Source organism: Paenibacillus sp. WLX1005, from assembly GCF_046603685.1.
In the GTDB taxonomy this organism is placed as follows: Bacteria; Bacillota; Bacilli; order Paenibacillales; family Paenibacillaceae; genus Saccharibacillus.
In genome coordinates this window covers 4,291,937-4,316,843 of sequence record NZ_CP176756.1, presented here as the reverse complement: position 1 = coordinate 4,316,843, position 24,907 = coordinate 4,291,937, and the positions used below count along the sequence as shown (strand labels likewise).

The 24,907-nt window shown below is 47.8% G+C and carries 20 protein-coding genes; 15 read left to right on the top strand and 5 right to left on the bottom strand.

Translation table 11 applies throughout. The annotated features are described in order from the left end of the window. Positions 1–227: 227 nt before the first annotated feature. A complete protein-coding gene (locus ACE3MZ_RS18450; protein WP_411343572.1) occupies positions 228–2,000 on the top strand; it encodes an oleate hydratase in 1,773 nt (590 codons plus the stop codon). A 95-nt stretch (positions 2,001–2,095) separates the two neighbouring features. Here ACE3MZ_RS18450 and ACE3MZ_RS18445 read toward each other — a convergent pair whose 3' ends face one another. Both ACE3MZ_RS18445 and ACE3MZ_RS18440 read right to left on the bottom strand, forming a co-directional pair. Beyond that, positions 2,096–3,454 (bottom strand): dipeptidase, encoded by a 1,359-nt coding sequence (locus tag ACE3MZ_RS18445; protein WP_411343571.1) that lies wholly within the window; start codon positions 3,452–3,454, stop codon positions 2,096–2,098. 200 nt (positions 3,455–3,654) lie between these two features. Next, positions 3,655–4,293 carry a stalk domain-containing protein gene (locus ACE3MZ_RS18440; RefSeq protein WP_411343570.1) on the bottom strand — a complete coding sequence of 213 codons (639 nt, stop codon included), beginning with the start codon at positions 4,291–4,293 and terminating at the stop codon, positions 3,655–3,657. A gap of 294 nt (positions 4,294–4,587) precedes the next feature. Between ACE3MZ_RS18440 and ACE3MZ_RS18435 the strand changes: the two genes are divergently transcribed. After that, the gene (locus tag ACE3MZ_RS18435) at positions 4,588–5,475 is read left to right on the top strand and encodes a fumarylacetoacetate hydrolase family protein (RefSeq protein ID WP_411343569.1); all 888 of its coding nucleotides are present in this window, start codon (positions 4,588–4,590) and stop codon (positions 5,473–5,475) included. A 79-nt stretch (positions 5,476–5,554) separates the two neighbouring features. Here the strand turns inward: ACE3MZ_RS18435 and psiE are convergent, their stop codons facing one another. Beyond that, on the bottom strand, positions 5,555–5,983 hold the full coding sequence (psiE, locus tag ACE3MZ_RS18430) for a phosphate-starvation-inducible protein PsiE (RefSeq protein WP_411343568.1): 429 nt from the start codon (positions 5,981–5,983) through the stop codon (positions 5,555–5,557). A 183-nt stretch (positions 5,984–6,166) separates the two neighbouring features. Here psiE and ACE3MZ_RS18425 point away from each other — a divergent pair, with 183 nt between their 5' ends. The 7 genes from ACE3MZ_RS18425 (at position 6,167) to iolI (ending at position 15,564) form a co-directional block, all read left to right on the top strand. After that, on the top strand, positions 6,167–7,291 hold the full coding sequence (locus ACE3MZ_RS18425) for an NAD(P)/FAD-dependent oxidoreductase (RefSeq protein WP_411343567.1): 1,125 nt from the start codon (positions 6,167–6,169) through the stop codon (positions 7,289–7,291). Positions 7,292–7,830: 539 nt separating this feature from the next. Beyond that, on the top strand, positions 7,831–9,201 hold the full coding sequence (locus tag ACE3MZ_RS18420; RefSeq protein WP_411343566.1) for an Nramp family divalent metal transporter: 1,371 nt from the start codon (positions 7,831–7,833) through the stop codon (positions 9,199–9,201). Positions 9,202–9,512: 311 nt separating this feature from the next. Beyond that, positions 9,513–10,790 (top strand): MFS transporter, encoded by a 1,278-nt coding sequence (locus ACE3MZ_RS18415; protein WP_411343565.1) that lies wholly within the window; start codon positions 9,513–9,515, stop codon positions 10,788–10,790. A gap of 345 nt (positions 10,791–11,135) precedes the next feature. Then, complete coding sequence (iolE, locus tag ACE3MZ_RS18410; RefSeq protein ID WP_411343564.1) at positions 11,136–12,062, top strand: myo-inosose-2 dehydratase; 927 nt, start codon at positions 11,136–11,138, stop codon at positions 12,060–12,062. After that, positions 12,052–13,488 (top strand): sugar porter family MFS transporter, encoded by a 1,437-nt coding sequence (locus ACE3MZ_RS18405; protein ID WP_411343563.1) that lies wholly within the window; start codon positions 12,052–12,054, stop codon positions 13,486–13,488. Before iolE ends, ACE3MZ_RS18405 begins: the two co-directional genes overlap by 11 nt. 60 nt (positions 13,489–13,548) lie before the next feature. Beyond that, positions 13,549–14,586 (top strand): Gfo/Idh/MocA family protein, encoded by a 1,038-nt coding sequence (locus ACE3MZ_RS18400; protein WP_411343562.1) that lies wholly within the window; start codon positions 13,549–13,551, stop codon positions 14,584–14,586. 126 nt (positions 14,587–14,712) lie between these two features. Then, the gene (iolI, locus tag ACE3MZ_RS18395; RefSeq protein ID WP_411343561.1) at positions 14,713–15,564 is read left to right on the top strand and encodes a 2-keto-myo-inositol isomerase; all 852 of its coding nucleotides are present in this window, start codon (positions 14,713–14,715) and stop codon (positions 15,562–15,564) included. Positions 15,565–15,871: 307 nt separating this feature from the next. Here the strand turns inward: iolI and ACE3MZ_RS18390 are convergent, their stop codons facing one another. Continuing rightward, complete coding sequence (locus ACE3MZ_RS18390) at positions 15,872–16,261, bottom strand: tautomerase family protein (RefSeq protein WP_411343560.1); 390 nt, start codon at positions 16,259–16,261, stop codon at positions 15,872–15,874. A 48-nt stretch (positions 16,262–16,309) separates the two neighbouring features. Beyond that, positions 16,310–17,062: a DeoR/GlpR family DNA-binding transcription regulator gene (locus ACE3MZ_RS18385; protein ID WP_411343559.1), complete on the bottom strand. Its 753-nt coding sequence runs from the start codon at positions 17,060–17,062 to the stop codon at positions 16,310–16,312. Between the two features lie 336 nt (positions 17,063–17,398). On the opposite strand from ACE3MZ_RS18385, the gene iolA reads away from it, so the two are divergent. From iolA to fba, 6 genes are all read left to right on the top strand, one after another. Next, positions 17,399–18,874 carry a methylmalonate-semialdehyde dehydrogenase gene (gene iolA / locus ACE3MZ_RS18380; RefSeq protein WP_411346846.1) on the top strand — a complete coding sequence of 492 codons (1,476 nt, stop codon included), beginning with the start codon at positions 17,399–17,401 and terminating at the stop codon, positions 18,872–18,874. A 202-nt stretch (positions 18,875–19,076) separates the two neighbouring features. Further along, the gene (gene iolB / locus ACE3MZ_RS18375) at positions 19,077–19,898 is read left to right on the top strand and encodes a 5-deoxy-glucuronate isomerase (RefSeq protein ID WP_411343558.1); all 822 of its coding nucleotides are present in this window, start codon (positions 19,077–19,079) and stop codon (positions 19,896–19,898) included. A 19-nt stretch (positions 19,899–19,917) separates the two neighbouring features. Continuing rightward, entirely contained in the window at positions 19,918–20,898 is a 981-nt protein-coding gene (gene iolC / locus ACE3MZ_RS18370; protein ID WP_411343557.1) for a 5-dehydro-2-deoxygluconokinase, read from the top strand. A gap of 37 nt (positions 20,899–20,935) precedes the next feature. Next, the gene (gene iolD, locus ACE3MZ_RS18365) at positions 20,936–22,849 is read left to right on the top strand and encodes a 3D-(3,5/4)-trihydroxycyclohexane-1,2-dione acylhydrolase (decyclizing) (RefSeq protein ID WP_411343556.1); all 1,914 of its coding nucleotides are present in this window, start codon (positions 20,936–20,938) and stop codon (positions 22,847–22,849) included. 54 nt (positions 22,850–22,903) lie between these two features. After that, on the top strand, positions 22,904–23,770 hold the full coding sequence (locus ACE3MZ_RS18360) for a sugar phosphate isomerase/epimerase family protein (RefSeq protein ID WP_411343555.1): 867 nt from the start codon (positions 22,904–22,906) through the stop codon (positions 23,768–23,770). A gap of 33 nt (positions 23,771–23,803) precedes the next feature. Next, entirely contained in the window at positions 23,804–24,673 is an 870-nt protein-coding gene (fba, locus tag ACE3MZ_RS18355; RefSeq protein ID WP_411343554.1) for a class II fructose-1,6-bisphosphate aldolase, read from the top strand. Positions 24,674–24,907: the final 234 nt, after the last annotated feature.

The window sequence follows — 24,907 nt, the reverse complement described above, 5'->3', positions numbered from 1 at the left end:
GATGCGATAGGTATCATGCGGCATTTTTGTTGTATACCCTTGCCAAAGTGTTGATATACCGCGGGTGTATTCAGCTTATCGTGCATACTGAACTGATAGTTCATACATGTGGAATAATCGTCATATTCGTTCATGCGTTGATCTGGGTCAGCCGAAGTTCACGCAGGGTAGTTATATGTAGCTAGTGTTGGATGCAAGTTCATTCATATAGAAAGAAGTGAAATAGGATGCGCTATACAAATGGTAATTATGAAGCTTTTGTACGTAGCAGAAAACCAGAGGGTGTAGAGAACAAATCCGCTTATATTATCGGCGGCGGACTTGCAGGTTTAGCAGCAGCGGTCTTTTTGATTCGGGATGGTCATATGAATGGTGACCAGATTCATATTTTGGAAGAACGTCATGTTTCCGGTGGTTCGTTGGATGGTACGCTGCTACCGCATAATGGCTTTGTAACGCGTGGTGGGCGGGAGATGGAATCGCATTTTGAATGTTTGTGGGATCTGTTCCGTTCGATTCCATCGCTGGAAGTGGAAGGCGCTTCGGTGCTGGATGAATTTTACTGGCTGAATCATGATGATCCGAACTCCTCGAACTGTCGGCTGATTCATAATCGTGGCGAACGTACCGATGATGATGGACAATTCACATTGTCTCCAGCGGCGCAAAAGGAACTGATCTCGCTGTTTATGATGTCTGAGGATCAGCTGGAAGGTAAGCGAATTGAGGATGTGTTTGGCGAGGAGTTTTTTGCTTCGAATTTCTGGTTGTATTGGTGTTCGATGTTTGCGTTTGAGACATGGCATTCGGCGATTGAGATGCGGCGGTATGTCCTGCGCTTTATTCATCATATTGAAGGGTTACCGGATTTTACATCGTTAAAATTCACTCGCTACAACCAGTATGAATCGCTAGTGAAGCCGATGCTGGCGTATCTGGAACAGCATCATGTGGATGTGCAATACGGCATTCAGGTGAGCAATGTGCTCGTTGAAATTGAAGAAGATGTCAAAACCGCTCGCAAGCTACTGCTTACCCGCGATGGACAGGCGGAAGAATGGGAACTTCGCGCCGACGATCTGGTATTCGTCACGAACGGTTCTATTACAGAGAGTACAACCGAAGGCAATCATCATACACCAGCACCGATTACGCACGATCTTGGCGGCAGCTGGAATCTATGGAAAAACCTTGCCAAGCAATCAGCGGAATTTGGTAATCCAGACGCCTTCTGTGCCAATTTGCCGGACGAGAGTTGGTATGTGTCGGCAACAATCACATGGGAGAACGATGAGATTGATCCCTATTTGGAAACGATCACTGGGCGCAAGCTGCATACCGGCAATATTGTCAGCGGTGGTATCGTGACTGTCAAGGATTCCAATTGGCTATTGAGCTTTGCGACGCATCGTCAGCCTCATTTCAAGGAGCAGCAGGATCATCAGGTGATTACTTGGGTGTATGGTCTATTGTCCAACACACCGGGTAACTATGTACAGAAGCCGATTGAGCAATGTACCGGCGAAGAGATTGCGCAGGAGCTGCTATATCATCTTGGTGTGCCGGACGATCGTATTGCTGCGATTGCCGGGCAGTCTTGCCAAGTTGTACCTGTGTATATGCCGTTTATTACGTCGTATTTCATGCTGCGTCAGGCGGGAGATCGCCCGCTGGTTATGCCGCAAGGTTCACGTAATTTGGCGTTTATCGGTAATTTTGCGGAGACGGAGCGGGATACGGTATTTACGACGGAATACTCGGTACGTACAGCGATGGAGGCGGTATATCGGCTGCTCGGGGTAGAGCGCGGTGTGCCAGAGGTATTCGCTTCTGCCTACGATCTGCGAGTATTAGCAAAAGCGATCTACTATTTATCAGATCAGAAAGAGCTATCCGAGATGGAATTACCCTTTATCGAACGGAAAATATTGCAGCATTTCATTTCCAAAACACAGCATACGTATCTGAGTGAGATTTTGGAAGATGCGCATCTCATCTAAAAAAGTCAGTATATACAAACTGCCCTCATTCATCCGTTATTTGCCGGATAGATGAGGGCAGTTTTGTTTGCTATATTCGTTGGTGCAGATCTTATTTACACGCGGTTCAGGAATTCTACGATGGTCAGTAGACCTTTGTCGAAGTTTTCCAGATTGAAGTGCTCGTTCGGCGCGTGCAGGTTTTCGTCCGGCAGACCGAAGCCCATCAGAACGACGGTAGGAGCGATCACGCGCGAGAACTCTTCCACGATAGGAATCGAACCGCCGTCTTTGGTAAACAGGGCGCGTGTACCGTACACGGTCGCATACGCATCGGCTGCTTTTTGCAGCAATTCGCCAGATGGATCGATGTTGAAGGCGCGTGCTTTTTCACCCGGATGGATGATCAGCTTGGCACCGTTTGGCTTCACTGCTTCCAGATGGGTGATGATTTTATCCAGTACATCCTGCGGATTCTGGTCAGCTACAAGGCGGCAGGTGATTTTGGCATGGGCTTCTTTGGGAATTACCGTCTTGCTGCCTTCGCCTTGGAAGCCGCCGTATACGCCGTTCAGTTCCAGCGTTGGACGTGCACCGATACGCTCAACAAAGGAATAGCCTTCCTCACCGTGCAGTGCTGTCAGTTCGAGATCGGTTTGCAGTTTTTGCTCGTTAAAGCCTTGTTTCTCAAATTCGGCGTGCATCTCGTCAGACAATGGAATAACGTCGTCGTAGAAGCCTTCCACCAGTACTTTGCCATCACGGTCATGCAGGGTTGCCAGCAGTTCGACCATCGCGTGCAGTGCATTCGGAACGCCGCCGCCAAATGAACCGGAGTGCAGATCGGTGTTCGCGGTTTGGATCGATACTTCCAGACTGCACAGACCGCGCAGACCAGTGCTGATCGCCGGTTTGCCCGGTTCCAGCAGCGATGTATCGGATACGAGAACAGCATCTGCTGCCAAGTATTCGCGGTTTTCTTCCAAGAATGCGGGCAGATGAGCGCTAGAAATTTCCTCTTCGCCCTCAATGCAGAATTTGATGTTAACGGGCAGCTGACCGTCTTGCTTCAAGATCGCTTCTACTGCTTTGACATGCAGGAAGACTTGACCTTTGTCATCCGTTGCACCGCGAGCGAACAGCTTCTCGCCGCGAATCGTTGGCTCGAATGGAGGCGTCTCCCACAGATTCAGCGGATCGACCGGTTGCACGTCGTAATGACCGTAGACGAGAATCGTTGGTTTGCCCGGAGCATGCAGATGATCCGCCGTCACGATCGGGTGTCCGGCAGTGGTATTGATTTTGACGTTTTCCAGACCGGCAGCGGTCAATTTATCCGCCAGCCATTGTGCTGCCTGCTGCATGTCCGGTTTGTGTTCGGACAGCGCAGAGATACTCGGAATGGACAACCATTCCTTCAGCTCCGCCAAATGCTGCTCGCGGTTTTCCTGAAAATATGTAGCATAATTGGTCATGTTGTACTTCCTCCTCAAATGATCATATCCATAATGATCCATACAAATACGATAACAATCGTTTTGAACGTTATGGATTCCATTGTACTACTTTTAACCACTGGACGAAAACACGAATACAAAAAAGTGACTTATCCATAATTAGGGTAAGTCACTTTTTTGGCAAGATATCAGAAAAAGTCTACGAGCAAGGTGCTATTCTATTTAGTAGTAATTTCAACTTGTTTGGAAGAACTATTCCATTTGTAATTTACACCAGTCAACTCACCAATTTTGGCAAGAGGAATATAAGTACTTCCATCATAACTGAGAATAGGAGACTTGATATCGCTGTATGCTGTGCCATTCACCAAAACAGGATAGCTAACCTTGGTAAGTTTGTAATAGTCCGGATTTTCTATAGAATCTACAACGGATTCTAGTGCATTTTGTTTAGCTGCTTCCAGTGATACCCAATTATTATATGTTGTAGGAGGTGAGGAAGGAGGAATCGGTTGCGTTTCGGTGTAAAAACTCATTGCACCGAGGTGAGGTGCTGCATAGGAATAGTTTTGATCTAGCAAAGCAGTAGTTGGTGAACTGGTGATTTCAAGTTGCTTTAATGATCCATTCCATTTATAAGTTACACCAGTTAAATCTGCAATACGTGCCAAAGGAATATAGGTGCTTCCTTTATAACTTAAAATAGGACGAGAAGGATCAACATACTCTTTGCTATTTACTACTACCGGATAGGTGGCTTCACTTAGTTTATACAAATCCGTAGAACTTGCTGCTGCAATAGAGCTTCCACTAATTAAAATCGAGGCTGTCATCATACCAATCATTACTTTTTTCATTAAACGATCCTCCGTATGTATATAGTATGTCTCTTTTATAAATAATTAGGAGACTATATATTAATACGGTTATTTGGCAAAAAAAATGAATAGCTGCATTCTATACACATGATAATCAAATTGTACTGTGAATTAGCAAATGTAGTTGCTTTTTGTAGACTGTTATCGTGCACGAAAAAGTCCCCCACCATCATGCCGTATAGATGGAATCGAGATTGTCTCTATATTTGTCCAACATGACTGTACTATAATGAGAACAATTTATTCATGTATACAGCAACAGGAGGACGGAATATGAAACTGGCAACGATTCAGGTGAATGGGAAGGAACAGGCGGCGTGGGTTCATGAAGAGAAGTACATATTGCTAGAAGATGTAAACAAGGCATGGGATCAGCAGTGGGAAACAGAAATGTTTGAACTGATCACTAGTGGGCAATGGGAGCAGCTGACACAACTGCTCACCAATGACGAACAGCGACAGCGTCTCGCGCAGCTCCCTGCTTTAGCCAGTGACGAAGTTGTACATGCACCACTGTATCGCCATCCACGCAAAATCTGGGGCATCGGGATGAATTACGTGCAGGATATTGCGGAGCTGAAGCAAGGTGATCTAGATGAGGAGCCGGTTAGCTTTATGAAGCCAGATACGACGATTATTGGACCGGAGAATGAGATCGAACTGCCCTCGCAATCGGAGAAGGTGACTGCGGAGGCGGAATTGGCGCTTATTATCGGCAAAGTCTGTCGTCATGTAACGGAAGAGGAAGCGCCTCATTATGTTGCTGGCTTCTGTACCGCGATTGATGTGACCGCAGCCGATATCCATGCCCGCCATCCACGTTTTCTGGCGCGTGCCAAGAGTTTTGATACGTTTTTTGGATTTGGTTCGCAATTGATCACACCGGATGAGGTGGAGGATGTTCTGTCGTTGACGGTGCAGACGCATCATAATGGTGAGCTGGTGCATGAAAATAAGACGGATCATATGAAATTTCAACCGTGGTATATCGTATCGTTTTTATCACAGGTGATGACGTTATTGCCGGGAGATGTGATTATGACCGGTACGCCAGGTGCGGTCGTGCTGCGCGACGGTGATACGGTGGGTTGCTCCATTCTGGATCACAACGGACAATTGCTGTTAGAACATCTGCGCAATGGTGTGATCGACGGCAAGTAGACAAGGTAGCAGAGCTTGCACGCAATCATGATTCGCCTAGCCACATACAATGATCCATACAGCCAAAAGTCCCCAGTGATCAGTGATCGCCGTGGGACTTTCTTGCATTGGACAGAAACAGTGCACCAGTCAGCGCAATAATCGCTAGCGACCACCAGAACGTGTGCATCGCATCGTCATGATCGACAATGATCAGACGAATAATGGCGGTAATTCCGATATAAATAAAGTACCGCAGTGGAAAATGAAAATGCGCCTCAAAGTACTTAATGATCAGCGCGAGAAACTCAAAGTACAAAAAGAACACCAGCAGCTCGTCTGTAAACTGATAATAACTAACATCACTATCCGTATTCAAAAAGAACAAGGAAAAGATCGTCCACGTTTCGTAGATCAATAGCGCGCTCAGTACAGCTGCTATGCCGACCAGACACACATTCAAGATCATCTGCAAAATCATCGGTACGTGGCTCATATTCAGTTTGGTATATTTAGTTTTTACATTCATGCTTATCCCTCTTTATATTCAGTATGGTTCCCCTCTTCATAAGCAACAGTGTAGCGCATGCATTTGTCTTTGGTGTGTCCATGTGCAGGGTTATGTTTGTGTATAATGGAAAGAAGATCGCGATCTGAAGCTTCGGGTACGGGACATTTCCTGAGTAACAGGCAAGACAGAGAGGAATCAAAGATGACGAAAACGATTATTGTGGTCGGCGGCGGTATTCTTGGCGCGTCGACGGCGTATCAATTAAGCAAAAGCAATGCCCATGTAACGTTAATTGATCGGCAAGATATTGGGCAGGCAACGGATGCAGCAGCCGGAATCATTTGCCCGTGGTTATCGCAGCGACGCAATCAGTCATGGTATCGACTGGCAAGTGGCGGCGCACGATTTTATCCCACGCTGATTGCTGAACTGGCACAACATGGAGAGCATCAGACGGGATATGCTCGTGTCGGTGCACTCAGTTTGCATCGTGATCATGACAAAATCCTTGCCATGCAGAAGCGTGCACAGAAGCGTCTGGATGATGCGCCGGAGATCGGCGAGATTACGCTGCTAAATGAAGAAGAGGTACGGCAGCAATTTCCACTGCTGGATCACGGATATGAAGCGGTACATGTGAGCGGCGCGGCGCGTATCGACGGTCGTTTGCTACGGGATGCACTGCTGCGTGCGGCGCAGAACAATGGTGCGCAAGTGATACATGGGGATGCGGAATTGGTGTATGGCGAGCATGTCGTAACCGGTGTAGAGGCGAACGGTCAGACCTATTCGGCAGACGAGGTAGTCGTCTGTGCAGGAGCATGGGCGTCGCAGCTGTTCGCTAATTGCGGAATCACATTTCATATGCACTACCAGAAGGCGCAGATTATGCATGTGGATGATTCGGGGGATGACGATACTGGCAGTTGGCCGGTTGTCATTCCGCCGAATGATCAGTATTTGCTTGCTTTTGAACAGCAGCGCATCGTGATCGGGGCAACGCATGAGAATGATGTGCAGGGCTACGATACACGCGTGACGCCGGGTGGCATGCAGGAAGTGTTGAACAAAGGGCTGGAGCTGGCACCGAAGCTGGTGGACAGTACCTTTGTCGAAATGCGCGTGGGCTTCCGCCCGTTTACCGCTGACTTTTTACCGGTATTCGGCAGAGTTCCGGGCTGGCAAGGATTGTTCGCTGCTAATGGTCTTGGTGCATCTGGCTTGACGATGGGACCGTATGTCGGATATTTGCTCTCTCAGCTCGTAATGGACGCTGAGCCAGATATTCCAGTAGAGGATTATACCGTGGCAAAGGCGTTAGGATGATATGATCACTAACGAAGAGTGATGCTTTGAGAACATGCGTAGTATCGGCAATCCATTTGTATGCACCATCATTTATATCACGTCTACTATGCAGAAAATAATAGCAAAACAAGCGCTCCAAACAGCAGGCTGCTCATCTATGGCAGCACGCGGTTTGGAGCGCTTTTGCATAGCGTGATTCCTTCATGCACAAAGAGGATAGCAGCCATGCAAACATACGACCTGTACCAACTGCTTTCCAGCTGCTACATAATTATTTCCATTCTTATCTATACATGCTGTCATAATCGGTTAAATGAGATAGAGAGTGCATATTCCTTCACCTTGTACCTGTCTTTAAATTGCCAATAGCCATAAAAATTACCCGTTGACAAATAAGTTTCCCTGATGCAAAATATGGTCAGAAGCAAACGGTATGTCTATTTTGATCCATAGTATGTTCATCCATGAACATACGTATAGATTCACATCACAATCATAGCAAGATCATCATATTACGATTGTCCTAAAGAGAGACATAGAGAAAAGAGGGAGAGTAGATGGATACTGAAGTGGAACTGGAACCTTCATCCGGGGTGAAAAAGAATGGCTGGCTGCGTAGCACGTCGTCGATCAGCCTCGAAGAAGTCAACAATACGGTGAAAATCCCGCATAATGCGGGATTCTGGCGTAAATTTTTTGCGTTTGCGGGACCAGGTGCGTTGGTTGCAGTCGGTTACGTCGATCCGGGCAACTGGGCAACTTCGATTGCGGGTGGTTCGCGATTCGGTTATACGCTGCTATCGGTCGTGCTCATATCAAGTCTGGTCGCCATGCTGCTGCAAAGTCTCGCTGCCAAGCTGGGCATCGTTACCGGCAAGGATCTGGCGCAGGCAACCCGTGACGCTACTGGCAAGAAGACAGCTGTCGTGCTCTGGATATTAACCGAGCTGGCGATTATCGCTACCGATCTAGCGGAAGTTATCGGTTCAGCAATTGCGCTGAATCTGTTGTTCGGTATTCCGCTGCTATGGGGCATTCTGATCACTACCTTTGACGTATTGCTGCTGTTGTTATTACAGAAAAAAGGATTTCGTATTATCGAGTCTATCGTCATCGTACTGATGGCGACGATCTTTGTCATATTTGGTTTTGAAATGATTGCCGCTCATCCAGATGTAGCTGCCTTGTTCGGCGGTTATGTGCCGAAGCTGGAAGTGGTGACCAATTCGCAAATGTTATTCGTCGCGCTGGGTATTCTCGGCGCAACCGTTATGCCGCATAATCTGTATCTGCATTCCTCTATTATCCAATCGCGTCAATATAAGCGCGATCAGGAAGGGAAACGGGAAGCGGTGAAATTTGCCCGTCTGGATTCGGTTATGTCGCTGACGGTTGCCTTTTTGATCAACTCAGCGATTCTGATTCTCGGTGCGGCAGCGTTTCATGGGAACGGCTTGCAGGTAACTGAGATCGAAGCGGCATATGAGCTACTCAGTCCGACCGTTGGTGTCGGTATTGCAAGTACGCTGTTCGCAGTCGCATTGCTTGCTTCTGGTCAGAACTCGACCATTACGGGTACATTGGCTGGGCAGATCGTGATGGAAGGCTTTGTGCGTCTGCGTATCTCGCCAGTGTTACGCCGGATCATTACGCGCTTGCTGGCGGTAGTGCCTGCCTTTATCGTTACGTGGTTGTATGGTTCGCGCGGTACGGGCGATCTGCTGTTGTGGAGTCAAGTAGTGCTCAGTTTGCAGCTGCCATTTGCGATTATTCCACTGGTACTGTTTACTAGTGATAAGCACAAAATGGGCAGCTTTGCCAACTCGTCGACGACGAAACTCATTGCTTGGATTGCGACTGGCATTATCGTCGCGCTGAATCTGTTCTTGATTGGTTATCTGTTCCTGACCGGGCAACAACTCGGCTAATCTAAGTTGATGATTGTATCTGAAATGATCTGATCCGCAGGCTATCCGCGATACGCTCTATCGCTGGATAGTCTGCTTTGTTTTCTGATACGTCTTGCTTTTCATGATTGAAAACAAATGCCGTTGTTACAAGCATTGAACGATACGATTCTACGTTCCAAAAGCATAAGAAAATGAAAATATAAAAATTATTGAAAAAACTCTTTATTTTCAGTAAAAAACCAGTATAATCGTTTCGATGAGCTGAGAATTAGGGGAAGAATACAATATACATCTAAGATGCTCTTGCATATAGAAGGGAAGTGAGCGTGTTGAAAAGGCTTGTATTAATGGGCAGTTTATTTTATCTCATGATGGGTTTTGTCAAAGTAACGGTCGCATCGATTTTGACGGTGCTATTGCCCATGTATGGCAAAGCGTATACAGACGCGGGAACGCTCATTTTTGTAGAATTTGGCGCATCCATTGGCGGGATGCTGATTCAACCATGGTTATCCAACCAAATCTCCAAAAAGACGATGCTGCATATTGGCGCATGGGGAATTGCGATCTGTTACACGATTGTTGCATTTCTGCCTGCTTGGCCGATCCTGCTGTTAGCGATTGGTCTGGTTGGATTCCTCGGCGGTATTATTGATACAGTCATTGGTGCAGTTATTCTAGAAGGCTTACGATCGAATGCCGCGATTGCTATGAGTCGTCTGGAAATTGCCTTCGGAATCGGCAGTCTGCTATTGCCGCTGGCGATTGGGATTCTGATCACATCGGGCATGTGGAATTACGCCTTATTCGGGATTGCAGTTTATGCGATCCTGTTGTCGATCTTCCTGCGAGTGATGAAGTTCCACGAAGTAGAGCCGTTATTTCTACCCGCCCACAAACAACATGTATCAGCTGGGGTGACGATGGGTGCCGCTTCTTCAGGCCCACTCAGTGCGGCGGTTGCAGCAGCGGCGACGAATCAGCCGCTTACATCACGCGGACGTCTGATGATACGCGGCAGTCTGTTGCTGCCAGCTTTTGTTCTATTATTTTTCTTGTACGGCTCCACCGATATTGGTCTAGTGCATTATTTGCCTTCCTTAATGCTGGTGAACGGATTGGCGGATGATAGCACTGCACCATTCAGCGTAACCGTCTTCTGGGCGGCGATGGTGATTGGGCGTATGTTTGCTGGATATGAAGCAGAGAAGCTCGGTTACCGCAAATATCTGTTTATCCATTGGACAGGAATGATCGTATTATTGGCATTGTTTGCTGTGAATCGCAGTGTTACGCTATCGTATGTATTGATTGTACTGCTCGGTCTGACACTGTCTGGATTGTTCGTCGTGACACTGGTATATGCCAAAAAGCTTATGCCGCGCAACATCGCGCGCAATACGAGCATTCTGATGGCGGGTTCGGCTGTCGGTGGCGGATTATTCTCGGTTACAGCCGGTCATATGCTGGATACCTTTGCACCGGCATACGTGCAATGGCTAATGGTGAGCATCGCGCTATGTAGTCTAGTACTGTATGTGTTGTATGTAAAAGAAAAGAACGTCGGTACGTCTGAAGCTTCGGCGGCAGTCGTATCGCATCACTAACAACCAAACATTGCCGCGTATTGCATCATCGTACGCCATCTATTTCAATCTACCGTTTTGCATACTATCATGCAAAACGGTTTTTTATTATTTCATGCTATATTTGTATCTGTTGTTGCATCTTAAAATGATAAGTTAATCAAAACATACTCAAAATAATAAGCGTATAGTCATGATCAACCTGCTGGTGGTTGAAAAAATAGTTCTAAATGAGTGTTTTATTGAATATAGAACAAATTTTTTAAAATAAGATTGACTGAAAGCGCTTTTAATAATAATATCTAATCATATAGTAATCAAAAGTTGATCATTATTTCACCATCGGTATAGATGAGGAGGACATGTATGACAGCGAAGATTATCCATTGGGGGATTGCACCTATCGGTTGGCGTAACGATGATATGCCGGAAATCGGTGCAGGCAACACATTGCAACATCTGTTAAGCGACATTGTTGTCGCGGGTTTTCAAGGTACAGAGGTAGGGGGATTTTTCCCGGAGCCAGATATTTTGAATCGGGAACTGAAATTGCGCAAGTTGCGCATTGCTGGACAATGGTTTAGCAGCTTCTTGATTCGCGACGGTTTGGAGCAGGTGGAGCAAGCCTTCCGTCTTCAATGCAGCTATTTGCAGCAGGTGCAGGCAAATGTCATTGTCGTATCGGAGCAGACGTATAGTGTGCAAGGATTGGATCGCAACGTATTTGCAGACAAGCCATACTTCAATGATCCAGAATGGCAGATTCTAAGTAACGGATTGAATCATCTTGGGAAAGTGGCTGAGGAGTATGGATTACTGCTAGTATTCCATCATCATCTGGGCACTGGTGTTCAGACAGCAGACGAGATTGATCGCCTGATGAACGATACAGATCCAGCATATGTACATTTGCTATATGATACCGGTCATATCTATGTATCGGACGGGGAGTATATGAATGTGCTGCGCAAGCATATGGATCGTATCCGGCATGTCCATTTCAAGGATGCTCGGATTGACGTTTTAACCAATTGCCGGGATCAAGGGAAATCGTTCCGCGATTGCTTCCTTGGAGGCATGTTCACCGTACCGGGAGATGGCTGTATCGATTTCCGCGAGGTGTATGATTTTCTAATTCAGCATCATTACAGCGGCTGGATTGTCGTAGAGGCGGAGCAGGACCCGGATGTGGCACATCCGTTGGAATATGCACTGATTGCGCGCAAGTATATTGATGAAGCATTGCTCGCAAGGCAGCAGCAGCCAAAAGGAGATGAATCCTATGCAAAGTGAAACAGCACATAAAGCGGCTCTTGGCAAAATCATCATTATCTCGACGCTGGGCGGTTTGTTATTCGGTTATGATACCGGCGTAATCAACGGCGCATTGCCGTATATGTCGGCTGCTGATCAGCTGAATTTGACACCGTTTACAGAAGGGGTCGTGGCAAGCTCACTGCTGTTAGGCGCAGCGCTGGGTGCTGTGTTTGGCGGTAGATTATCCGATTATGCCGGACGTCGTCAAAATATTTTGTACTTGTCGATTTTGTTTTTCTTTGCTACTGTCGGTTGTACACTGGCACCGAATGTCACAATCATGGTAGCTGCTCGCTTCCTGCTTGGGATTGCAGTCGGTGGTGCTTCGGTAACGGTACCTTCGTTTCTGGCAGAAATGGCACCAGCAGATCGGCGGGGGCGGATCGTTACCCAGAATGAGTTGATGATCGTTAGCGGTCAATTGGCTGCATTTGTTATCAATGCCATTCTAGGTACGATGTTAGGCGAAATTGCACATGTATGGAGATATATGCTGATTATCGCTGCTCTGCCTGCATTGCTGCTGTTCTTCGGCATGCTGCGTCAACCGGAAAGTCCGCGCTGGCTCATTAGTCGCAACCGTAATGATGAAGCGCTGAAGGTGTTGCAAAAGATTCGTAGCCAAGAAGATGCGCATAAGGAATTGCAGGAAATTCAGGAAAATGTACAGAAGGAAGCTCATATGGATAAAGCCAGTTTCAAAGACCTGGCAACACCATGGATTCGCCGGATCGTCTGGATTGGTATCGGGATTGCGATTGTTCAGCAAATTACCGGTGTCAACTCCATCATGTACTACGGTACGGAGATTCTAAAAGATGCCGGTTTTGAGACCAAAGCAGCGCTGATCGGAAATATCGCCAATGGTGCGATTTCCGTTATTGCGACGATTGTTGGTATCTGGTTGCTCGGTCGTGTTGGTCGTCGACCGATGCTGATTACAGGCTTGATCGGCACGACGACTTCTTTACTTCTCATTGCCATTGTATCCGCTTTATTGGCAGGAAGTCCTGCATTGCCCTATGCGGTTCTGACATTAACCGTTCTGTTCCTTGCATTCCAGCAAGGAGCCATTTCACCGGTAACATGGCTGATGTTGTCGGAGATTTTCCCGCAACGTTTGCGTGGACTTGGTATGGGCTTTACGGTATTGGTATTGTGGCTCGTTAACTTTACGATTGGGCTGTTGTTCCCAGTTCTGCTCAGCGGCATTGGACTGTCGGCAACGTTCTACATTTTCGCAGGGCTTGGACTGCTGGCGATCACATTTGTCAAAGTATTCCTTCCCGAAACGAAAGATCTGTCGCTGGAACAACTGGAACAAAGCTTCCGCAACCATTATGACAAAGAAACATCCGAAGAGCAGGCATATGTAGTGAAGCCTGTGACCACCAAACAGTAAGTCCAACAGCAATCGGAGTAACATCATTTCAAATTAACCCACATTCAGGAGGCCATTGATATGACATTACGCATTGGAGTTATCGGTACAGGAGCAATCGGACGTGAGCATATTCGCCGGATTACGAACAATTTGAGCGGTGGCGAGATCGTCGCCGTAACGGACGTGAATGCAGATGCAGCCAAAGCAGCTGTGGAAAATTACAATCTAAACGCGAAAGTCTATCCAGACGACGTCTCTCTGATTGCAGCGGACGATGTAGATGCAATTCTCGTAACAAGCTGGGGACCTGCGCATCAACAGAGTGTACTAGCAGGCATCGCCGCAGGCAAATATGTATTTTGCGAGAAACCATTAGCTACGACTGCGGAAGGTTGCCGTCAAATTGTGGATGCTGAGATCGCGCATGGCAAACGCCTAGTACAAGTCGGCTTTATGCGCCGTTATGATAGCGGTTACCAACAATTGAAACGCGCAGTCGACGAACGCTTTATCGGCGAGCCGCTGATGATTCGCTGTGCGCACCGCAACCCGGAAGTGAACGAAGCCTATACAACCGATATGGCAGTAACCGATACATTGGTACACGAGATTGATGTATTGCATTGGCTGGTCAACGATGATTATACTTCCGTGCGTGTATCGTTCCCGAAAAAAACACGTCACGCCTCCAGTCATCTGCGTGATCCACAAGTGATTACACTGGAAACCAAAGGTGGCATTTTGATTACGACCGAAGTCTTTGTCAATTGCAAATACGGCTACGATATTCAATGCGAGATTATCGGCGAAGAAGGCATCGTGCGCTTGCCGGAAGTGGCTGGTATCACATATCGCAAAAATGCACAATTGGGCGTAGACTTGCTGACCGATTGGAAAGATCGCTTTATCGATGCATATGATCGTGAATTGCAAGACTTTATCGATCATGTGAGCAAAGGCGGCGAGCCGCAAGGTCCCACTTCGTGGGATGGTTACATTGCTTCCGTAACAGCAGATGCTTGTGTACGCGCGCAAGAATCCGGACAGGAAGAAACGATTGATTTGGGACCGACTCCAGAGTTTTATGGTGGTGCCGCTCCATTGTATAGCGTTTGATTTCGATTCAGATCACTGTAGGGACACGGTAGATCGTCGGATGTGCCGTGTCGCCTTGCATTCTTTTACGATATGATGCAAGCACGATCGTATACCAATAGGAGAGATAGCGGGAGGAGCGTAATCATGAAACTTTGCTTTAATCAGGCAACGACACTGGAGAACTCCAATCTGGTCACTGATCTGGAACTTTGTGAACAGCATGGATATGACTATATCGAGATTCGCACGATGGACAAACTGCCGGAATACTTACAGGATCATTCGCTCGACGATCTGATCCACTATTTTGATACCCATCATATTAAGCCACTTGCATTCAATGCGTTGGTGTTCTTCAACAACCGTTCGGAAGCGGAATATGATGAGATTCGCAACGAGTTTATCGATATGCTGGAAAAAGGCAGCAAGCTAGGCGTGCAATATATCGTTGCCGTACCACTGGTGACTGAGCAGAAGTTTCTCAAAAAAGATATCCACGAAAGTAGTGTACAGGTGCTGCGTGAGTTATCTGATCTGGCGAAGCCTTACGGCATCGGCATTGCGCTCGAATATGTAGGACATCCGCAATGTACCGTGAATACATTCGGTCAGGCATATGACATTATTCAAGCGGTCGACCGCGATAATGTCGGTCTGGTGCTGGATTGCTTCCATTTTCATGCGATGGGTTCCAAGCGCGAAGATCTGGAGCAGGCGGATGCGTCGAAAATCTTTATTTTGCATATCGACGATACCGAAGATTATCCGATTGGCTTCCTCACAGATGAAGATCGCGTATGGCCGGGACAGGGAGTGATTGATCTGGACTTTATTCTGTCTACCCTGAAAAGAAAAGGCTATGACGGCGCCGTATCGGTTGAACTGTTCCGCCCGGAATACTACAAGCTCAGTGCAGAGGACAATATCCGTACTGCGAAGGAAACGACACTGTCGGTCATTTCCCGTCATTACAATAGCAGTCAGCCTGTCGGCTAAGTCTGCTGTATCCATCATCAACTTCCATATTATGAATAGGATATTCCGCCAGCTGTTGACGGAGCCATTGCCCAGATGTGTACCTGCATCTGGGTTATTGGCATTGTATAGGTAATTGATATTTCACATCTGGCATATAACTGCACATGCTGTATACACGAGACATCTATGACATGATGATCATCATTCCCGCATATCAACAGAAAACGCCTGATACATCGCCAGCATGCGGCAATGGATCAAGCGTTTTATCGTACGATTCAATTGGTATGCGTAAAGCAGATCATCAGTAGCGCGGATAAACAGTCTAAAGCTCGCCAGTCAAAAATTGAGCACGTCCTTGTCCAAAGCTCCAATCAGCGTCACCATTTTCGACAATCGATACCATCAGATCGGTAGGGGCGATGCCGCAATGTTGTTCCAGACGTTCTGCGAGCAGGGCGTACAGTTTTTGCTTTTGCTCTGATGTACGCTGTTTGCTAGTGATCGTCAAGATGACCACATCCTTGGTACGCGGGAAACCGAGTCCTGTATCTTCAATTACCAATTCATGCGCCGGGTGTTGACTGACGATCTGGTAACGGTCGGAAGCTGGAACGGTAAACGCTTCCACCATAGCATCATGCGCAGTGTCTAATAACGATTGTAATTGCTCGGCAGTGCGTCCTTCAATCACATCAAAACGTAGTAATGGCATACTTTGTTCCTCCTAAGTAATTGGGATATAGAAATGATCACTTGGTTCTTATGATGGGGATTGCAGTTGAATATGATGCTGTTCGCAAAAGCTGCGATAATCGTCATCCAGCGGTTCGGATGAGATCAAGATGTCCACATCTTTTAGCGGGGCATAAGTGAGCAATGTGGATTTGCCAAATTTGCTATTGTCCGCCAGCAGAATCAGCTTTTGCGCTTTCTCGGCAATGACCTTTTTGATCTCGTATTCCAGCAGATCGGAATTGGTCAGACCGTGTGTCATACTGACACCAGTTGCTGCCATAAAGGCTTTGTTCACATTGTACTTTTGCAGCGATAGCGGATTGTCCATCCCGACAAACGAGCGCGTCTTGGGCTTGTACGTATTGCCAATGACGAGCAAAGTTACATGCTGCATATCGGCTACACCGTTGATCACGTCCAAGCTGTTGGTCAGAATCGTCAACGGTAGGGCGGGATCAAGATGATCGATAATGTTGCGGGTGGTCGTGCCGGAATCGATATAGATCAGATCATGAGCTTCAATACAGGCAGCCGCCAACCGTCCGATTTCATTCTTTTTGGATTGGTTGCGAATATTGCGATTCTCGAATGGAACGAGTTCGCTGGCGGAAGTGACGCCACCGTATACTTTTTCGATAGAGCCTTTTTGTACAATTTGGTTAATATCACGGCGAATGGTGTTTTTGGATACATCAAAGCGTACGCACAGTTCATCTAGTGTGACGCTCTTCTGTGTGCGGATATATTCCTCGATATCCTGTAGACGTCTCGCTTTCATAGACATTCTCCTATAAACTTTGATGATACTAATATAAAATATAACCAAAATATAATCAATATATGATTATTAATTTATTATCATATACCAATGGATAGGATGATGAAATACAGATTTTATATATTTTTTGTCGCTAAAAGAGATCGTAAAGTCTTGATATATAAGGTTTTTTAATAGAATAACGGAAATGTTTCAACAAAATGATCAAGTTTGGTGACGGAATAGGGTTGACGATGATTTGTTTGTTGTATATCATACAAATATAACCAAGATATAACCAAATGCGAAATCCGTACCTATTCATTTACATTCCGTAATGTTGAGAGGAGTTCCATGATGACTACATTGACAGGCACAGCCCGCAAGTTGAAAAACTACGTTGGTGGCAAATGGGTGGAGAGCAATACGACCGTATATGAAGACGTTTACAATCCGGCGACCAAAGAACTGATTTGTCAGGTTCCTATCTCGACCAAAGAAGATGTGGAGCACGCCGTACAGGTTGCTAGCAAAGCATTTGAAAAGTGGAAACAGGTCGCTGTACCAAGACGCGCACGTATTCTGTTCAACTTCCAACAATTGCTCAGCCAGAACAAAGAAGAGCTGGCACGTCTTATTACATTGGAGAACGGTAAAAACCTGAGCGAAGCATTGGGTGAAGTTGGACGCGGGATCGAGAACGTAGAATTCGCTGCCGGTGCACCAACGCTAATGATGGGCGATTCGCTTGCATCGATTGCTACGGATGTAGAAGCAGCCAACTATCGTTATCCGATCGGCGTTGTAGGCGGAATTGCACCGTTCAACTTCCCGATGATGGTGCCATGCTGGATGTTCCCGATGGCGATTGCACTTGGCAATACATTCATCCTGAAGCCGTCTGAGCGTACACCGCTGCTGACGGAGAAGCTGGCAGAGCTGTTTACCGAAGCAGGCTTGCCGGATGGCGTATTCAACATCGTATATGGAGCGCATGATGTCGTAAACGGCGTGCTGGAGCATCCAGAGATCAAAGCGATCTCCTTTGTCGGCTCCAAACCAGTCGGCGAATATGTATACAAAAAAGGCAGCGAAAACCTGAAACGCGTACAAGCGCTGACAGGTGCCAAAAACCATACCATCGTTCTGAACGATGCGAATCTGGATGATACGCTGACCAACGTCATCTCCGCCGCTTTTGGTTCCGCAGGCGAACGCTGCATGGCGTGTGCGGTAGTCACTGTAGAAGATGGCATCGCTGACGAGTTTATCGCGCAACTCAAAGAGCGTGCGATCAACGTACAGATCGGTAACGGTCTGGATGACGGCGTGTTCCTCGGTCCCGTTATCCGTGAAGAGAACAAAACGCGCACCATTCAATATATCGAAAAAGGCATTGAGGAAGGCGCAACCTTGCTCACCGATGGTCGTGAGCGTATGTCCGACGATGGTTACTTTATCGGTCCGACGATTTTTGAAAATGTAACACCAGATATGACGATCTGGAAAGACGAGATCTTCGCACCAGTGTTGTCCGTTATCCGCGTCAAAAACTTGAAAGAAGCAATCGACATCGCCAACCGTTCCGAATTTGCAAACGGCGCGTGTCTGTTCAGCTCCAATGCCAACGCGATTCGTTATTTCCGTGAAAATATCGACGCCGGTATGCTGGGCATCAATCTGGGCGTGCCTGCACCGATGGCATTCTTCCCATTCTCAGGCTGGAAATCATCATTCTACGGTACACTGCATGCCAACGGCAAAGACAGCGTAGACTTTTACACTCGTAAAAAGGTCGTAACCGCTCGGTATCCGCAGCCAGATTTCGAATGATTGCATGACATCATCGCTCGTTGCTGCTGCTCGGCATGCCAGACGTAATATGATAAAACGAATGCAATAGTCCTCATACCAGATCGACACATCGTCGCCACGCGGAAGCGTCGTACATCTCACGCATGACGCTTCTTGCAGCGACCTGACATACGGAAGTACTGAAATATAAACCAGTTTCAAGCCAACAGGAGGGTTCCAAGTGACCAGTCATCTGTTACGCAAACCGCAATCATCATCGCCGCAAACAGGCGTTACCGTTGTACAGGAAGTACTTACGTCGAATTCACCGCTTGCCTATGTAGGCTTCAAGTTGCTGGATCTGAGCGATGGAGCGGTGTATGAAGAAACGTTAGATAAGGAAGAATGCTGCATCGTCGCCGTAACCGGCAAGATTACCGTGACGGAAGGCGACAATCGTTTTGCCGAGATTGGTACGCGTGACAGCGTATTTGAACGCAAACCGACAGATAGTGTCTTTATCGCCGGTTGCAAAACATTTGCAGTGGAAGCCGTGTCCGGTGCGACGGTAGCTCTGTGCTACTCGCCGTCGCTGGAAGCTCTGCCCACGAAGCTGCTGCCCGCATCGGATGTCGGTATCGTCCAACGTGGCAAATACAACAACCAGCGCACCGTGCATGACATTTTGCCGGACAATGATCCATCCGCCAGCAGTCTGCTCGTTGTGGAAGTATATACCGAAGGCGGTAACTTCTCTAGCTATCCGCCGCACAAGCATGACCGTGACCAGCTACCGGATGAGTCGTTTTTGGAAGAAACGTATTATCATGAGCTGGACCCACCGCAAGGATTTCTGTTCCAGCGTGTGTACACAGATGACCGTAGTCTGGACGAGACGATGGCGGTAGAGAACCGCGATGTAGTGATCGTTCCAGCAGGATATCACCCAGTCGGTGTGCCGGACGGCTACACTTCCTACTATTTAAATGTTATGGCTGGTCCAAAGCGTATCTGGAAGTTCTATAATGACCCGGATCATGAATGGATTCTGAATCGCGATTGATAAAGGAGCGCTGAACATAATGACTGACAAGACCCCGCGTTTTGAGCTTGTAACGCTCGGACGGGCATGTATCGACCTGAACGCTGTCGAATACAACCGTCCTATGGAAGAGACGATGACCTTTTCCAAATATGTAGGCGGTTCACCGGCGAATATCGCTATCGGTGCCGCTCGCCTTGGATTGACTACTGGATTTATTGGCAAGATCGCTGATGATCAGCATGGACGTTTTATCCGCAATTATATGGAGCAGGCTGGCGTCGACGCTTCTCATTTTGTCGTCGATGAGGAAGGGCATAAGACCGGGCTTGCATTTACCGAAATCAAAAGCCCGGATGAGTGCAGCATTCTGATGTACCGTGACGATGTTGCCGACTTGTATCTGCGTCCTGAAGAGATCAATGAATCGTACATTACACAGGCAGGCTTGCTACTCATCTCCGGTACAGCACTAGCGAAAAGCCCTTCTCGTGAAGCGACATTGCAGGCGATTCATTATGCACGCCGCAACGGTGTCAAAATTGCTTTTGAACTTGATTATCGTCCATACACTTGGGCATCCAAAGCGGAAACAGCAGTGTATTATTCACTTGTTGCTGCGCAAAGCGATATTGTGATCGGTACGCGCGACGAATACGATGCAATGGAGCATACGCAGAACGGCTCCAATGAACAAACGACGCAGACGCTGTTCGCACAAGGCGTTGGACTGGTCGTGATCAAGCATGGCGTCGACGGTTCATACGCATATACAAGCACTGGTGAAACCTATCGTGGTCACGCTTACAAAACCAAAGTGCTAAAAACATTCGGCGCTGGTGATTCGTATGCGTCCGCATTCCTGTACGCAATCATTCGCGGCAAAGACATCGAAACCGCGCTCAAATACGGCAGTGCTTCCGCATCCATCGTTGTCAGCAAGCATAGCTCGTCTGATGCGATGCCAACCGTGGAGGAGATTGAAGCGCTGATCTCACAGCAACCGGTCATCCAACCCTGATTCAGACTCATCATTTTAACCGAAGGTGGAGACTTTTATGGGAAACAAAATCCGACTTACGACCGCACAGGCGCTGATCAAGTTTTTGAACCAGCAGTACATCTCTGTCGATGGCAAGGAAACGCCGTTTGTTGAGGGTATTTTCACTGTTTTCGGTCATGGTAATGTACTGGGCATCGGTCAGGCGCTAGAGCAGGACGCGGGTCATTTGAAAATCTTTCAAGGCAAAAACGAACAGGGCATGGCACACGCTGCCATCGCCTATAGCAAAGAAAAGCTGCGCCAGAAAATCTATGCCGTATCCTCCTCCTCCGGTCCCGGCTCTGCCAATCTGGTAACCGCAGCCGGAACCGCGCTGGCAAACAATATTCCGGTGCTGCTGCTACCGGCAGACACCTTTGCTACTCGTCAGCCCGATCCCGTATTGCAGCAGGTAGAGCAGGAATATAGTGCTGCTGTCACCACGAATGATGCGCTGAAGCCAGTATCTCGTTATTGGGATCGGGTCACACGCCCAGAGCAGCTGATGAGCAGTTTGATCCGTGCCTTTGAAGTGTTGACCGATCCGGCACAAGGTGGTCCAGCAACAGTGTGTATTTGTCAGGATACCGAAGGTGAAGCGTACGATTATGATGAAGTATTTTTCCAGAAACGTGTACATTATGTAGATCGCCGTGAACCGAGTACACGGGAGCTGGATGCGGCTGCCGAACTGATTCGCAGCAGCAAAAAGCCATTGATTCTCGTCGGTGGCGGTGCCAAGTATTCGGAAGCACGTGAAGAATTGATCGCCTTTTCCGAAGCGTACGATATTCCGCTCGTGGAGACGCAGGCGGGTAAATCGACAGTTGAATATACATTTGCCAACAATCTGGGCGGTATGGGGATTACCGGTACACTGGCAGCGAACAAAGCAGCACGCGAAGCTGATCTGATCATCGGGATTGGTACGCGGTATACAGACTTTGCTACATCATCGAAGACGGCGTTCGACTTTGATCGCACGCGTTTCCTTAATATTAATGTGAGCCGGATGCAGACGTACAAGCTGGATGCAGTCAGTGTGGTGGCGGATGCCAAACGTGCATTGATTGCGCTGCATGAACGTCTGGCAGGATATCGTAGTGAATTTGGCAGTAGTATTCCGACGCTCAAGCAGGAATGGAACGCTGAGCGTGCTCGTCTGGCTGATGTGAAATTCAACCGCGACAACTTCGTGCCAGAGATCAAAAACCATTTTGACCAGCAGACTTTGAATGAATATGCGGATGCGCTACAAACCGAATTGCCGCAGACAAATGCGCTGATTGCGATCAATGATACGGTGGACAAGGACAGCATCGTTATTTCGTCTGCTGGCTCATTGCCGGGTGATCTGCAACGTCTCTGGAATCCAGAAGCACCGAATACGTACCATTTGGAATATGGCTATTCCTGTATGGGCTACGAAGTGTCCGGTGCGCTTGGTATCAAGCTGGCACATCCAGAGCGCGAAGTGTATTCGATGGTTGGCGACGGCAGTTTCCTGATGCTGCATTCTGAGCTGATCACAGCGATCCAGTACAAGCAGAAGATCAACATTATGCTATTCGACAATTCCGGCTTTGGCTGCATCAACAATCTGCAAATGGATCACGGCAGCGATACGTTCTTCTGTGAATTCCGTACTGCGGACAATCAAATTCTGAATATTGATTATGCCAAAGTAGCCGAAGCGTACGGCGCCAAAGTATATCGTGCGAACACGGTTGAAGAGATCAAAGCCGCTGTTGAAGATGCCAAGCAACATGATGGCTGTACCTTGATCGAAATGAAAGTATTGCCCAAAACGATGACCGATGGCTATGACAGCTGGTGGCATGTGGGCGTAGCGGAAGTGTCCGACAAGGAAAGTATCCGCAAAGCATACGCACATAAGGAAAACATGCTGGAAAACTCCAAACCGTACTGATCATTTCATTGCAACGCATACCTAATCCATTCCATATTGCAGGAGGAACGATTCATGAAACTTGCCTACGATCCGACCCATTTCAGAGATTCCCACTCCCTAGAGGAAACGATTTTCAAAGTAGCTGATATGGGATACGAATATATCGAGCTGTCACCGCGCGAAGATTTCTTGCCCTTTTACAAATATCCGCGTGTAGACAAGTACAAGATCAAGCAATTGAAAAAGTGGCTTAGCGAAGCGGGCTTGAAGCTGTCATCCATTTTGCCGATGCAGCATTGGGCGGGTCCAGATGAAGACCGTCGTCAAGCTGCGGTACGCAACTGGAAACGTGCGATTGAGATTGCGGTAGAGCTGGATGTTGATCTGGTTAACAGCGAATTCACCGGTTCCAAGTACGAAGCACAGGCATCGGAGGAGAAATTCATCAAATCGCTGGATGAGCTGATTCCAGTATTTGAAAAGGAAAAGGTACGTTTGAATTTGCAGGCGCATCCGTATGACTTTATTGAAACGAATACCGGAGCGCTCGATATGATCCGCGCACTGGATCGGGATTGGATCAAGCTGGTCTATTCTGTCGCGCATACGTTCTTCTACGATGATGGAATCGGCGATATTGCCAAAATGCTCGACGATGCGGGCGATCTGCTGGATCATGTGCTGTTCGCAGATACATTTAACCACAAAGCCGCCTACGGACTGCGTTATATCGTCAATCCGCCAGATGCACAAGTAACCGTACATCAGCATCTGAATATCGGCGAAGGCGATGTCGATTTTGATACATTATTCCGCAAGCTGCGGGACATGAAATTTGACGGCATTGCGACCAATTCCGTCTTTGCCTATAGTGATCGTGCCGAAGAATCAAGTGCTATTATGCTGAAAAAGATGAAGGAAGGGCTTGGTCTGGTGTAATGTCGGCCAAACCCGGATGGGGAGGGGCATAGCATGACTCTGGTATCCATGAAAGAAATGCTGCAACAGGCGAAGCGTGAGCAATATGCGGTCGGACAGTTTAATGTAAATGGACTGTCGTGGGTGCATGGTATCCTGGACGCTGCACAGGCGGAACAAGCGCCAGTCATCGTTGCCGCGTCCGATCGGCTGATCGATTTTCTCGGCGGCTACCGTACCATCGCCACACTGGTTCGTGTATTGGTGGAAGAAAAGGGCATTACCGTGCCGGTTGCTCTACATCTCGACCACGGCAAATCAGTGGATAGCTGCTTGCAGGCGATCGACGCAGGCTTTACATCCGTTATGTTCGACGGTTCGCATGGCCCAATTGACCTCAATATCCAGCAAACCCGCCAAGTTGTGGAATACGCCGCTCCACATGGAGTATCTGTCGAAGCCGAAGTCGGCACCGTCGGCGGGATCGAGGACGGCTTGATCGGTGGTATTCAGTATGCCGATCTGCATGAATGCGTCCGTATTGTCGACGAAACGGGCATCGATGCACTCGCCGCCGCACTCGGCTCCGTCCATGGCAAATACATCGGCGAACCGAAACTCGGCTTTACCGAAATGGAAGCCATCTCGCAGGCGATTGGCATCCCGCTCGTCCTGCACGGCGCATCCGGTATCCCTTTGAACCAGCTAACCCGTGCAATCGAACTCGGTCATGCCAAAGTGAACATCAACACTGAAAGCGTCACTGCCTGGTCACTCCAGCTGCGACGCACCCTAGAACAAGATCCCGACACAACCGAACCGCGCACCATCCTCACTCCCGCCCGCCAAGCGATCGAGGACAGCGTCCGTTCCAAAATCCGCGAATTCCGCTCCAGCGGTAAAGCCGCTACGGTCTCCACCTAACTCGCGGATGAATAGAAGTAAAAAAGCAAAAAGTAAACCATGAGTGATCTGCCCGATACAGATCATATAAAAAAGCAGCCGTCCATATCCATCCCTTCGGGATAAAACGTCGCCACCAACTTCGACCTTTTATTCCAAGCGATATAGACCGCTGCTTTTCCTTGTGTACCTTTTATTCTGCCATACCTCATGAATGCTTAAAGCGGGTATTGGCTCCCGCCCTTCCAGCACCCA

Bases quoted from the DNA above. Each gene is read 5' to 3' on its own strand.
- ACE3MZ_RS18450 (WP_411343572.1), top strand. From the start codon at position 228: ATGCGCTATACAAATGGTAATTATGAAGCTTTTGTACGTAGCAGAAAA.
- ACE3MZ_RS18445 (WP_411343571.1), bottom strand. From the start codon at position 3,454: ATGACCAATTATGCTACATATTTTCAGGAAAACCGCGAGCAGCATTTG.
- ACE3MZ_RS18440 (WP_411343570.1), bottom strand. From the start codon at position 4,293: ATGAAAAAAGTAATGATTGGTATGATGACAGCCTCGATTTTAATTAGT.
- ACE3MZ_RS18435 (WP_411343569.1), top strand. From the start codon at position 4,588: ATGAAACTGGCAACGATTCAGGTGAATGGGAAGGAACAGGCGGCGTGG.
- psiE (WP_411343568.1), bottom strand. From the start codon at position 5,983: ATGAATGTAAAAACTAAATATACCAAACTGAATATGAGCCACGTACCG.
- ACE3MZ_RS18425 (WP_411343567.1), top strand. From the start codon at position 6,167: ATGACGAAAACGATTATTGTGGTCGGCGGCGGTATTCTTGGCGCGTCG.
- ACE3MZ_RS18420 (WP_411343566.1), top strand. From the start codon at position 7,831: ATGGATACTGAAGTGGAACTGGAACCTTCATCCGGGGTGAAAAAGAAT.
- iolE (WP_411343564.1), top strand. From the start codon at position 11,136: ATGACAGCGAAGATTATCCATTGGGGGATTGCACCTATCGGTTGGCGT.
- ACE3MZ_RS18405 (WP_411343563.1), top strand. From the start codon at position 12,052: ATGCAAAGTGAAACAGCACATAAAGCGGCTCTTGGCAAAATCATCATT.
- ACE3MZ_RS18400 (WP_411343562.1), top strand. From the start codon at position 13,549: ATGACATTACGCATTGGAGTTATCGGTACAGGAGCAATCGGACGTGAG.
- iolI (WP_411343561.1), top strand. From the start codon at position 14,713: ATGAAACTTTGCTTTAATCAGGCAACGACACTGGAGAACTCCAATCTG.
- ACE3MZ_RS18390 (WP_411343560.1), bottom strand. From the start codon at position 16,261: ATGCCATTACTACGTTTTGATGTGATTGAAGGACGCACTGCCGAGCAA.
- ACE3MZ_RS18385 (WP_411343559.1), bottom strand. From the start codon at position 17,062: ATGAAAGCGAGACGTCTACAGGATATCGAGGAATATATCCGCACACAG.
- iolA (WP_411346846.1), top strand. From the start codon at position 17,399: ATGACTACATTGACAGGCACAGCCCGCAAGTTGAAAAACTACGTTGGT.
- iolC (WP_411343557.1), top strand. From the start codon at position 19,918: ATGACTGACAAGACCCCGCGTTTTGAGCTTGTAACGCTCGGACGGGCA.
- iolD (WP_411343556.1), top strand. From the start codon at position 20,936: ATGGGAAACAAAATCCGACTTACGACCGCACAGGCGCTGATCAAGTTT.
- ACE3MZ_RS18360 (WP_411343555.1), top strand. From the start codon at position 22,904: ATGAAACTTGCCTACGATCCGACCCATTTCAGAGATTCCCACTCCCTA.
- fba (WP_411343554.1), top strand. From the start codon at position 23,804: ATGACTCTGGTATCCATGAAAGAAATGCTGCAACAGGCGAAGCGTGAG.